The sequence below is a fragment of the Vibrio owensii CAIM 1854 = LMG 25443 genome (genome assembly GCF_000817815.1).
GTDB lineage: Bacteria > Pseudomonadota > Gammaproteobacteria > Enterobacterales > Vibrionaceae > Vibrio > Vibrio owensii.
The window spans coordinates 54884-69100 of the sequence record NZ_JPRD01000057.1; the positions used below are offsets into that span (position 1 = coordinate 54884).

A 14217-nucleotide genomic window follows, 5' to 3' on the forward strand; every position below is an offset into this window, starting at 1 on the left:
ATACCCATTTAAAAAGGCATTAGCTTTATCCTTCTAAATCCCCCCTAAAACCTATCGTTTTACTTACACTTCTAATTGCTCAATTAAGTTCGCAAAACAACATTTCTTGTACTTTAATCAAAAAGATATAGAAACGTTGGGTTGGGTTTATGAAAAAGATAAAAGATGGCAAAAAGGCTAACGACAAAAAACAAACAGTCAAAGATCAAGCGAAGAGTAAGTCGGATACGAATAAAAGAAGAAAAGTAAAATTATTTTCTAATCTAAAGATCCGAGTTCCGCTACCTAGTAGTCTCATGCTAATTCTTCCATCTTTAAATGTAAGGGCGTCGGAGGCTCTAGTAAGCCACGCACAAAATGAGAATGTTCAGCCCAATGAAACTTCAAGCCATGAACCTCACTTGGAGAATTCAGATAAACTCGTAGAAAGCTCATCTACCAAAAAAAATGCTTCGTTATTACACGAAGACAAGAACTTAAATGAAGGCGGGACTGAAGAGGTGAAGGCTCTTGCTCCTACTCCATCGCATCACCTCGCTTCTCATAGTCACCCGATCATTCATCGACTTACTAATGTCACTACGCAGCCCTCAATTTCAAACACCATCGACAGCAATACACAAACAATAAAGGCCCCCCCTACGCACACTAACCCTACAACTCCGCAAAGCCAGACTTATGTAGAAGAAACAATTCAAGGTACCTATGGTCAGTTGCATGTTGATAAAAATGGTAATTATCAATTTACTTTGGCCGCAAAGTCTCCGGCATATTTATTGCTTCAAAAGCAAGAACCAGGCACGGACACATTTACAGTCCATCTAACAGACGGAACAAAAGTCATCATTCAAGTTCCGGTGATGGGTAAACAAGATTCACCAACCATTTCTGGCCAACTTTCAGGTCATCTCGAAGAAGACCATAATGTCGATAGCCATGGTTTTTTAACAACAAGTGGGAAAGTGGACGTCCTAGACCCAGACCATGGGGAAAGTGAGTTAATTCCAGACACGATACATGGCCAGTTTGGCTCTTTATCTATAAATTCTCAGGGCTACTGGCAGTACACTGTCGATAATTCTCAATCAACGATTCAAGCGTTAACGAATAACACTTCACTGACTGAAACATTTACCATCCATACTAAAGATGGCACTCCACAAGTGCTACAAATGTCAATTGGTGGAGAAAATGACAATGCGCTTGTCTCCGGTAATGACAAAGGGCAAGTATACGAAGACCTTTCTACTCACATCACAGGAAAGCTATCTATTCGTGACGCCGACACCGGTGAAGATCATTTTTCCAACACTGATATCGTAGGTAGTCTCGGTACACTTCATTTGACTAATTCGGGGCAATGGACCTATGACTTGGATAACACGCACCCAACAGTCCAAGCACTAGGTAAAGGCTCGACAGTTACCGACACCATAACCGTACATTCGGTCGATGGAACTCCTCATCAAGTAATTATCACTATTAACGGAACCAACGATACAGCCACCGTCAGCAGTGCTACTGTGGTCGTCGATGAAACAGACTCAGCAATAACAACATCTGGCACCCTAACCAGCACCGACGTTGATAACCCTGACAACACCTTCACACCAGATTCGATCACAGGCACTCATGGTGACCTAACCATAGACGCTAATGGCCATTGGGTGTTCACCGCTAACGGTACCTTTAATCAGCTTAATGTCGGCGACAAAGTTGAAGAGACATTTACGGTTGCTTCTATTGATGGCACACCTTCGACAATTAAAGTGACCATTAACGGTACAAACGACTCCGCTACAGTAAGTAGTGCAACTGTCGCCGTCGATGAAACTGACTCAGCAATCACAACCTCTGGCATCCTAACCAGCACCGATGTCGATAATCCGGATAACACCTTTACACCAGATTCGATCACAGGTACACACGGCGATCTAACCATTGATGCCCATGGTCATTGGGTGTTCACTGCCAACAGTGCATTCAACCAACTTAATGTCGGTGACAAAGTTGAAGAGACATTTACGGTTGCTTCTGTCGATGGCACACCATCCACAATTAAAGTGACCATCAACGGCACTAACGATTCAGCTACAGTGAGTAGTACGACCGTGGCTGTTGATGAAACAGATACTACAATAACCACATCTGGCAACCTAACCAGTACCGATGTCGATAACCCGGATAACACCTTCACTCCAGCTTCAATTGCAGGTAACCACGGCGACCTAACCATTGATTCCAATGGCCACTGGGTATTTACCGCTAACAGCGCGTTCAACCAACTGAATGTCGGTGATAAAGTTGAAGAGAGCTTTACGGTTACTTCTGTCGATGGTACACCTTCGACAATTAAAGTGACGATCAATGGTACCAATGACGCAGCTACGGTGAGCAGCGCAACTGTGGCTGTCGATGAAACGGACTCAGCAATCACAACTTCAGGCACTCTAACCAGCACCGACGTTGATAACCCAGACAACACCTTCACCCCTGACTCCATCAAGGGCACACACGGCGACCTAATCATCGATGCCAATGGTCACTGGATCTTTACAGCTAACAGCGCATTCAATCAACTCAACGTCGGCGATAACGTTGAAGAGACCTTTACGGTTACTTCTGTTGATGGCACTCAGTCAACCATCAAAGTAACAATCAATGGAACTAACGATGCCGCTACAGTCACCAGTGCCACTGTGGCTGTTGATGAAACGAACACGGCAATAACAACATCTGGCACCCTAACCAGCACCGATGTCGATAATCCAGATAACGCCTTTACGCCACATTCGATCACAGGCACGCACGGCGACTTAACCATTGATGCCAATGGTCACTGGGTGTTCACCGCCAACAACGCGTTCAACCAACTCAACGTTGGCGACAAGGTTGAGGAGACTTTTACGGTAACATCAGTCGATGGCACTCCATCCACGATCAAAGTGACCATCAATGGTACTAACGATGCAGCTACAGTGAGCAGAGCGACAGTGGCTGTCGATGAGACGGATAAAGCCGTCACGACCTTTGGTACCCTAACCAGCACCGATGTCGATAACCAAGATAATGCCTTTACTGCTTCAACTCAGCACGGCACGCACGGCGACCTAACCATCGATGGCAATGGGCATTGGGTATTTACCGCCAACAGTGAATTCAACCAACTCAATGTCGGCGATAAAGTTGAAGAGACATTCACAATAACGTCTGTCGATGGCACTCCATCCACGATTAAAGTGACCATCAACGGTACGAATGATGCGGCAACCGTAAGCAGCGCGACTGTGGTTGTCGATGAAACAGACACGGCAATAACCACATCTGGAACCCTAACCAGTACCGATGTCGATAACCCGGATAACGCCTTCACTCCTGCTTCAATTGCAGGTAACCACGGCGATCTAACCATTGATTCCAATGGTCACTGGGTATTTACCGCTAACAGCGCGTTCAACCAACTGAATGTCGGCGACAAAGTTGACGAGACCTTTACGGTTGCTTCTGTCGATGGGACCCAATCGACAATAAAAGTAACGTTCAACGGCACCAATGACCGCCCTACTATCTCCGGTACCTCAAGTGGCGCAGTCATCGAACAGGGCTTAAACACTTCTGGAGTACCAGATGCGACAGGTTCTCTAACAGCAACCGATTTAGATAAATCTGACACCGTCACATGGGCAATCAATCAACCCCAAGGCCAATGGGGAACGTTGTCGATTGATCAGAATGGTCATTGGCACTATCAGCTAGACAATTCGACCGGTGCCGCCGCGGATAAGCTCGCGGCTGGTGAGCATCAGTCTGAATCATTCTGGATCACCGCTACCGATTCAGCTGGAGCAACAGTCCCTCATAAAATCGTTATCGATGTGCAAGGTAGTAACGACAAACCGATTGTCAGTGCGTGGACTCAGCTCCCTGCGGGCAAAGAAGATCAACCAGTAACTATAAAAGCTTCAGATTTACTAACGCATGCAAGCGATATTGATAGTAGCGATGTTTTGCATGTGACGAATCTACAAGCGACACACGGTAGCCTGACTGATAACAAAGATGGCACTTATACCTTCACGCCAGACAAAGATTTTAACGGTGAAATTCGACTCACCTATGATGTGGTTGACGGTCATGGTGGTAGCGTTAGTACTCAAGCTAAGTTTGACCTTACCGCAACTCCGGATAACGCGATTATTACCGACGCACAAACCAATGCAGACTTAAGGGGAGTGACTGAAGATCGCGGTTATATAGACACCCACTATCAATTACATTACGACGGCAAATTAAACATCCAAGATCCTGATGCGGGAGAGGCTCAGTTTGATCCGAATATTGGTCCGCAAACCTATCAAGGTATTGGCTACGACACTAAATTGGGTGGTCACATACTGCTCATGCGCGACGGTCACTACACCTATACCCTCGACAACCGCAATATACAGAACTTAGCACAAGGGGAAGTTAAACACGATTCAGCCATTATACGCTCAGCAGATGGTACAACGCATACGATAGAGCTAACGGTTCATGGTACCAATGATGCCCCTACCATCAATGCACAGTCTCACTCTGTGACTGAAGGTGGAAGCATTCTAAATGGACAAATGGTTGGCAAAGATATAGATACAGGTGCGACCTTGACTTACAGCGCACCGCAGATTGATGGTTTAGTGGTTAATTCGGACGGCAGTTATAGCTTCAATCCTGCTCACTCTAGCTATCAATCGTTAGCATCAGGCATCACGAAGACGTTGACTGTTCCCGTAACAGTCACAGACGAACATAATGCGAGCAGCACTCAAAACCTCTCAATTACGATTACAGGGGTTAATAACTCTGCCGTTATTGGCGGTGTCGACACGGGTGACGTAACCGAAGGTAATGCTGGACAGGACATGTCCCCAGATTATGCCCAACCAGGCATGGCTCACTTGGTTCGAAGTACAATTGACGCCAGTGGCAAGCTTACTATTGCCGACACAGACACAGGTGAGGCGGAGTTTGATACACACGGACTTGGTTTTAATTACTCTGGCCAATATGGCGATCTACTTCTACGAAAAGATGGAACTTGGTTTTATCACGCTGATACGGGGCAGATTTGTAGCACTGGTGGTCTCGCAAGCACCCGAGGAACAACCATCGACCGGCTTGGTGAAAACCAAACTCTGACCGACACGATTACCGTCTTTTCTAAAGATGGCACATCGCACGATATTGTCATTACGATTCACGGTAGCAATGACCGCCCTTACTGCGCTTCTGAAGTACAGCTCAATTCGGGTAAGGAAGACCTAGCTCAAACCATTACAGCAACCGAGTTATTGGCAAATACCATTGACGTAGACGCCAATGATGCAGGTAAGCTCACTATTGCTAATTTGCATGCTGATCATGGTTCGATTCAAGACAACCACGATGGTACCTACACTTTCACGCCAACCAAAGACTATAGCGGCAAAGTTCACTTCACCTACGATGTGAAAGACGCGCATGGTGGTACAACACACACTGGCGCAAATACCACTCTCGTAGCGACCCCAGACAAAGCCATTATCTCTGAAGTGACCACCGGAAGTGTTATTGAGGATGGAGCACATGCAACGCACAACAACGGCACAACAACTGAACTAGCCAATGGCCAACTTCAAGTCATCGACCCAGACAGCGGCGAAGATAAGTTCCAATACAGCCAATTTGGTGAGACTCGAATTCACGATCCGTTTGGTGGGATGCTTCGAATTGATAGCGCAGGTAATTGGGGATATAGCGTCGACAACGCGGCGCTTCAACACCTAGCGCAAGGGCAAGTTGAAACGGTTACCTATCGAGTACACAGCTTCGATGGTACTGCCAACGACTTGAATATTGATGTCGTTGGAACCAACGACGCCCCAACAGTTACCAAGGTGGTTCTAAGCAACGGCACGGAAGATACAAACTATCAAATGCAGGCGAGTCAGTTCGGATTCACCGACGTCGATACAGGCGATACGCTTCACTCTATCGCGATCACTGATCTGCCACCAGCGACTCAAGGTAAGTTTGTACTCGATGGACACGACATCACCGCAGGTCAGAGCATCACAGCCGCTGATATCGCTAAGCTTCAGTTTGTCCCGAACCCGAACTTCAACGGTGATGTTCAATTCAAATTCACGGTGAATGATGGACATGTCGATTCACAAGAAGCAACCAACACTCTGCATATTGACGCGGTTAGCGATGCTGCACAGTTCACTGGCGGCGATACCGGAGATATTCATGAAGGACATACCTATACAGCGCCAGACGGTTCTATGTCTGGCGGCTACGTCGATGATCGTTCACCAGATCATATGCATGGAAACGTCGGTAAAATATGGAACGATGAGATACACACTGATGGTCACTTGAACATCGTTGATCCAGATTCTGGTGAAAGCCATGCTCAAACGGGCACTTACCAAGGTACACATGGGCATGTGATACTCCAGAGTAACGGAGATTGGAGCTACTACGCTTCCATAGGACAAGACGCGACGGGTAGAAAAATTGATCATCTGGGTCAAGGTGAATCGATAACCGATACTGTAACCGTCAAATCGGCTGATGGTACCACTCACGACATTCATATCACCATTCATGGCGACAATGACCGTCCATACTGCTCTTCAGAAGTTCAACTCAACAGCGGAAAAGAAGATCTCGCACAAACCATCACAACAACTGAGTTGCTTGCAAATACTGTTGATGTGGATACTAACGATGCCGGGCAACTCTCTATCGCGAATCTGCATGCGGATCACGGCACTCTCTTAGACAACAAAGATGGTACATTTACCTTCACTCCAGACCATAATTTCAACGGGAAAGTGCATTTCACTTATGACGTCAAAGATGCTCATGGTGGCGTTACTCATACTGGCGCGTCTACCACGCTGTTACCGAGAAATGATGCTGCCACACTGCAACCGACACTCGCCTCCAACTTTGTAACTGAAGATCATCTCAAATCGGGGACAAGCACCAACGAGCTATGGTCAGGTTGGAAAAACCTCGATATTCAGGATATTGACTCGCCATCGGAAGCGAAAGTTACTCAAATAGAGGTCAACGGCGTTAAGCATACGGTACCAGCAAACTTCGCGATGAATCTTGTAGGCGTCCATGGTACCTTCAACTTCACTCATTCAACCGATGGCCACGATAAATGGAGCTACAGTGCGGACAATAGTCACGCTGAAGTTCAATCACTGAGTCATGGCGATTCTCTGACTGATACGATCACTCTTATTACCGCAGATGGAACACGAATCCCGCTGACAGCCAAAATCTTAGGCACTGATGATCATGTGATTATTGATACGCCTGACGCATTAACGGCCGCATTGGGAACGGCTATTGAAGACAAAGTTACCTCTATTTCAGGCACCCTAATCGCGCACGATTCCGACAGTAAAGATTCCGTAACATTCAGCGCTGGCGATTCTACTGGTGCCTACGGTACGCTTCATGTTGATAGCAATGGACAATGGCATTATGACCTAGACCACTCAAAGGCCAATGCACTGCAACAAGGTGAGACTAAGGCAGAAGGTTTTGATATCACTGCAATATCTACTGATGGCTCAACCGCAACCAAACATATTGAAGTGCTAGTTCAAGGGAGTAATGACAAGGCAACGATATCCGTCATCTCAAATCCCGATGTGTATGAAGATCGCTCTTCAACGCCTGTCGAGATCATATCAGGTAAGCTGAGTGCCCTCGATCCTGACCACGACCAATCTGCATTCTCAACGGATGTGGGCAAACGTCATGATCCATTTAACAGTGGCGTTCACGGTGGTCTTCATATTTCCAAAGATGGTTCTTGGGCTTATACCGTTAACAACAGCCAAATTCAGCAATTGGCTGCTGGGCAAGAGGAGCATGTTCAATACAACGTGCATACTGTTGGCGGTGATTATCATGTCATCGATATTAAGATCGTAGGAACCAACGATATACCAACCGTATCCGCAACCACTCTTGTCCATGGCACCGAAGATACACACTATCAAATGCAGGCGAGTCAGTTCGGTTTCACTGATGTCGACACTGGCGATACGCTGCACTCCATCGCGATCACAGACCTGCCACCAACGGCTCAAGGTAAGTTTGTACTCGATGGGCACGATATCACTGCTGGTCAAAGTATCGCGACTGCCGATATCGCTAAACTTCAGTTTGTTCCAGCCACTGACTTTAACGGTGATGTGCAATTTAAATTCACGGTTAATGACGGACATGCTAGCTCTGCAGAAGCAACCAACACATTACATATCGACGCGGTTGGAGATGCTGCAACAATCGCAGGTGTAGACACAGGAGATGTCACAGAAGATAGTTTCTATGGTATGCAGTGGCTGTTGACACAAGGCAAGCTCACCATTTCAGACCCTGACTCAGGCGAAGCACAGTTTGATCCGGTCATTCATGCCCACAACTATGCCGGTATTGGCTATGACACAAAACTAGGCGGTCACCTATTGCTGTCTAGAGATGGCTCTTGGGACTATCAAATGGATAACTTCTCACCTGAAGTACAAAAGCTCGCAGCAGGTGAAACAGCGGTCGATACTGTCACGGTACATAGTGTTGATGGCACATTGCATGATATTCAAATAACCATTCATGGGACAAACGATACTCCCGTTTTATCGGTAACCCAAACAACGCCAACCACTGGCACGCTGACCGAAACTGATATTGACGTGAAAGACACTCATACCTTCTCTGTCGTCAATTCACCAGGTCAATTCGGTTCACTATCGGTCGACCCAGATTCAGGCGTATATGTATACACAGCTAATGGTTCGGTTGCTGGAATGAGTTATAACGCGGCGACACACACATATCACGGCACCGATGTGTTTGAAGTAAAAGTGGCTGATAATCACGGTGGTGAGTCGTCGAAATTCATCACTTTCGATGCCAACGGTCATGTTTCAGTTGTACCAGGACAATCACCAACGATTTCAACCTCTGTGCCTTCCAATCCACTGGTAACGACAACGCAACCAAGTTTACCAGCAGGAACAAACACTCCGCCAAATAATGCAGTCACCGTCGACTTAGCGACATCTAGCGATACTGGTACTTCCGATACCGATAACCTCACTAAAGACAGCACACCGACAGTCACCGGGCACACGGATATTCCTTACTCACAAGTCACTATTTATGATGGCTCAACACCTATTGGACATGCGGTATCTGATGGCTCGGGGCAGTATAGTGTGGCGGTAAGCAGCTTATCGAATGGCGATCATAATCTTTCTGCCAAAGCCTTAGCGCCTTCTTCAGTTTTACCAGCAACATCATCCATTCTTTCATTGCATGTTGATACTGTAGTGGCACCGCTTCAAGTCTCATTAACCCATGACACAGGAAGCAATTCGTCTGATTTGATTACTAGCGATGGTTCATTGACTATCACTGGACAAGAGACAGGCGCAACCGTTGAATACTCGACCGACAACGGAAACACATGGACATCAAGTTTCACCCCTCAACAAGGTTCAAATACGGTCAGCGTAAGACAGACTGACACTGCCGGAAATGTATCCACTCCAACATCTCTAACGTTTACTTATGATGATCAAATCGCTGCACCTTCCATTGATTTAAAAGCGTCAACTGACTCGGGCGTTTCTACAGCCGATGATCTTACGAACATTCACACCCCGATAATCACCGGCACGGCTGAGGCAAACTCAGCAATTTCCATTACCGACGAAACAGGGAAAGTGATTGCTACTGGAACAGCTAATAGCAGTGGTGTTTACCAGCTCACCACATCGGATATTGCTGAGGGTAAGCATACTTTAACAGTGTATTCTACCGATGTAGCGGGTAATCAAAGTAGTGCGTTCCTACCCGTTGAAGTTGACTACACAGCGCCAACCATTTCAAACGTCAACTTAAAAACAGAAACTACCCATCAGCCGACATTTAGCGGTACTGTTTCTCTAGATACCACCAGCGTTGATATCGTCATCAAAAGCGGAAGCACCATTATTGAAACCTTACACGCGACGCTAGATGGAAAAGGTGGTTACTCGGTTGACGCAACTAATTTGCCAGACCACAGTTACACGGCATATATTCAAGCAACTGACAAAGCTGGCAATAGCACCGCATCTGGTTACGCAGGCACTTTTGATCGGTTCAGCGTTGATACTCATGCATCCGCGCCTACTATCAGCTTTGAAAGTACTGGCGCTGATAACCTTTATAACGCAACCGAAGTTGCATCAGGAGCTGCGAGCACCATTACTAGTACTATTCACTTACCTTCTGACGCACATCCAAAAGATACGCTGACGATTAACGGACAATCTCACCAAATCACCGACGCTGAATTTTTGGCTAAATCCGTCAACATAGAAGTCGCTCCCGGGGCTTCAATTACAGCCAGTATTACCGATAAGAATGGCAATACATCAACTGTCACAAATGCTACCGCTCCGAGTGCAGATATTACTGTCGCACCGCTCCAAGTATCATTAACTCATGACACAGGAGGCAATTCGTCTGATTTGATTACTAACGATGGTTCATTGACTATCGCGGGGCAAGAGGCAGGCGCAACCGTTGAATACTCGACCGACAACGGACACACATGGACATCGAGCTTTACCCCACAACAAGGCTCAAATACGGTCAGCGTGAGACAAACTGACGCCGCAGGAAATGTATCCGCGAGCCGTTCTTTAACTTTCACTCTGGATAATACCGCCACAGCACCAAGTGTATCCCTTACTTCAGATTCAGGAAGCTCCTCTTCAGATAATATTACTAACGTTGGAGATCTGACCATTGGAGGCATCGAACAAGGTGCAACAGTGGAATATTCTACTGATAGTGGTGTGCATTGGAGTACTCAGTTCACTCCAAATGAGGGTGTTAATAACGTTCAAGTTAGACAGACTGATGTGGCAGGTAACGTATCTCCTTCTGCATCGCTCACCTACACCTTGGACACTCAAACCGATATACGAGTAAATTCCGCGCAGGTAGACCAACATGGTCAAGGCATGATGGTGCAAGTGTACTTGCCTAAGGATTCAGAAGTAACACTTCTCGAAATTACCAGTGACGGTGGTGGCGCGCCTCTTCTTGTCGATCTGAAAACGGTGCAGATACAAGGGATTGGTTCAAGTGTTAGTCACCCTGACCATCAATATCAAGAGTTTGTTGGCATAGACTTGTCTTCGTTACCAGATGGTAATTTAACGATTAGAGTCGCAGGCAAAGATGCTGCTGGTAATACCGTTACAGCTCAGTCATCAGCGGGCTCGAACTATGTATTAGACACAACCGCTAGCGTCAGCGACGATACCAACACAGCGATAGAAGACTCAACAATTCCAGTCTCAGGCAACCTACTGAGCAACGATGCTGATGCGACTACCGTTACCACTACGGGTGACATTCAGGGCACCTACGGAACATTCCATTTAAGTTCAGACGGTAGTTACACTTACACCTTAAACAACCAACTGAGCGTGATTCAGCAGCTTGATTCTACTTCATCACCTCTAGTCGATAGTATCGCTTACACTGCACGCGACAACCATGGCAATCAAGCGACAGCACATCTTGCGATATCAATCCAAGGTACCGATGATAACCATGCTCCCGTCGTCACTGCCCATTCTATTTCAACGGATGAGGACCAAACTCATACCTTTAACACTTCCGAGTTTGGCTATAGCGATGCTGATGGTGACGCCCTCAACCACATAACCATCACACAACTTCCTACTAATGGAACTTTGATGCTTAACGGCGTTTTAGTGACCACCAATCAACAAATATCGAAAGCGGATTTGGACGCAGGGCACCTAACCTTCACACCAATTCATGACCAGAATGGTGCTAACTATGCCAACATTGGCTTTACTGCGAATGACGGTCATCAGGATTCAACAAACGCGACAATGATTCTAAACGTCAATGCAGTAAACGACGATCCAACTGTAGGTTCTAGCTTCAAGAGCTCTCCCGAAGATACACCTATGCGCTTTACGAAAGCCGATTTCAAATACTCCGATGTCGATGGTGATCCACTTAGTCATATCACCATCACTAATGTGGCACACGGAACACTGAGTTTAAATGGGCATAGTGTGAGTGTTGGCGATGATGTTTCCGCTGCGGATGTTTCTTCGTTAGTCTTCACTCCAACACTCAACTACTCCAGTGCCGGTTTAAACGGACTAGGAGCTGTCCAATTTACAGCAAATGACGGCCACACTGATTCGAAAGAAGGATCCATATTCATTAATATCGTCCCTGTCGATGATCCTGCCACTTTCACTGGCGATTCAACTGGTCAGGCACAAGAAGATCTCCACACACAAACAACTGGTGTATTGAATTCTATCGATCCTGATGGCACACAAGGTTTCATTGCCGTTCAAGGTGGCGCAGGCATTGTGGGAAGCAAAGGATACGGACACGCGCACATAGACAGCAACGGGCATTGGACCTACAACCTCTATAACAACCACGCGATTGTTCAACAGTTGAAACAAGGACAAACTGATACAGAGACAATCACCGTACAAGCGAAAGATGGTACAACTCATGACATCGTCATTACGATAACAGGTACTAACGACGCACCTACTGTCTCAGAACACATCCCAGGTAGCAGTCACTCAGTAAATGAAGACACTAACCCGAACGCTAGAGGGCAACTTGATATAAATGACATTGATGGTGATGCAGTTAGCGTAACTGTAGACCCAAGTCAAAGTGCTCAATTTGGTTCTGTTCAATTTGACAGCCAAACCAACACTTGGGCTTATCACTTAAACAATGCCAACCCTCAAGTTGATGCATTAAACGACGGTGACACACTTACAGATAGGTTCACATTGCTTGTCGATGACGGGCATGGTGGTCAGGTTTCGAAAGAGATTGTCATGACCATCAATGGTCACACCGATCCTGTACCCTACACGCCACCAACCATTAGTGTCACTGTCGATACAAGAAATGCTCACCATGTGACTGCTGGTATTACCGCAAGCATAGTACAAGCTTATGCTCATAGCATCGGACAATCCGCTCGAACAGTGTCAGGGCACCATGAGATTGAAGGCCATGGGCAAAGTGAAATATACATTGTGCAAGGCAGCCTCCACGACGAAGCCGAGCTCAAGAGTGGTAATGATATCTTGTATATAGGAGGTCGATTAACCGACGAGGAAATAGAGGGTGGGAGTGGTCGCGATACGCTCATTCTAGGTGCTTACAACCGTAACAATGCACCAAGACTGCACAGCGACAAAATAGGTAATATGGAAATTGAAAGCATTGAAAATATTATCTTGGGTGACGGCACGGTATTGAAAGGACACTTGCCGCCTAACTTCCCTCTCGCTACACACGATCACTATGAAGTGCCCGTTAATATCCAAGCCCATTTATCTTCCAGTGATGAATCGGTTTCAAGTATTCGACTCACCCATCTACAACAAGGGTTAACGCTACAAAGCAATGGACATAACATCAATGCGAATCAGGATGGTAGCTACACCGTGCCAGCCAATGGGCATTTGGTTGTCATATCCACACACCCAATCAGCAGCGGACATCACTACTTTGAAACAGAGGTAACTACGCATAACTCAGTAACAGGCATCACCGCTGTAACAACAGAAGATTTACAAGGACATATTCAAACCCATGTGAATCCGCCGCCTCCACCACCGCCAGTGCAACACGATGAGCCAGATTTATCTCCGTCGGATAGCGTACAAGACTTTACGGTCACTTTAGACGACCCGTCAAGTACGGACACACCTTGGGAAAATCATGCTCAAGTTAGTCATGAGCGCCCTGTTGGTGCAGCGGCCTATTTGGATGCTCTCGGTATTCAGCCGAATACTTCACTTACCAGTGGGCAAGATCAACCCGCAGATATGGACATAGTGCTTGCACAAGTCGACCAGCAACATGTCGTAGATTACGATCAAGCACATTTGGACATGTCGGATGCACTTGAACACCATGATGCAGCCAATAACCAAGATGATGAACACCATCATCACAACGACGTAGATGGACTACCAGACATAGATCCAAATAACTAATGGTTGGTGATTTATCATCAATGAAGTAAACAAAAGGGAGCACTCCATGTGCTCCCTTTTTAGTGATTGTTTCTTGTAT

Annotated in this window: 1 protein-coding gene; it reads left to right on the forward strand. The window is 46.4% G+C overall.

Annotated features, from left to right (window positions below):
* The first annotated feature begins 149 nt into the window (after positions 1-149).
* Complete coding sequence (locus H735_RS25655) at positions 150-14138, forward strand: VCBS domain-containing protein (RefSeq protein WP_080766559.1); 13989 nt, start codon at positions 150-152, stop codon at positions 14136-14138.
* The last annotated feature ends 79 nt before the right edge of the window (positions 14139-14217 follow it).

What these genes read in the sequence shown, in the direction of transcription:
- H735_RS25655 (WP_080766559.1), top strand. Translation starts at nt 150, where the DNA reads ATGAAAAAGATAAAAGATGGCAAAAAGGCTAACGACAAAAAACAAACA.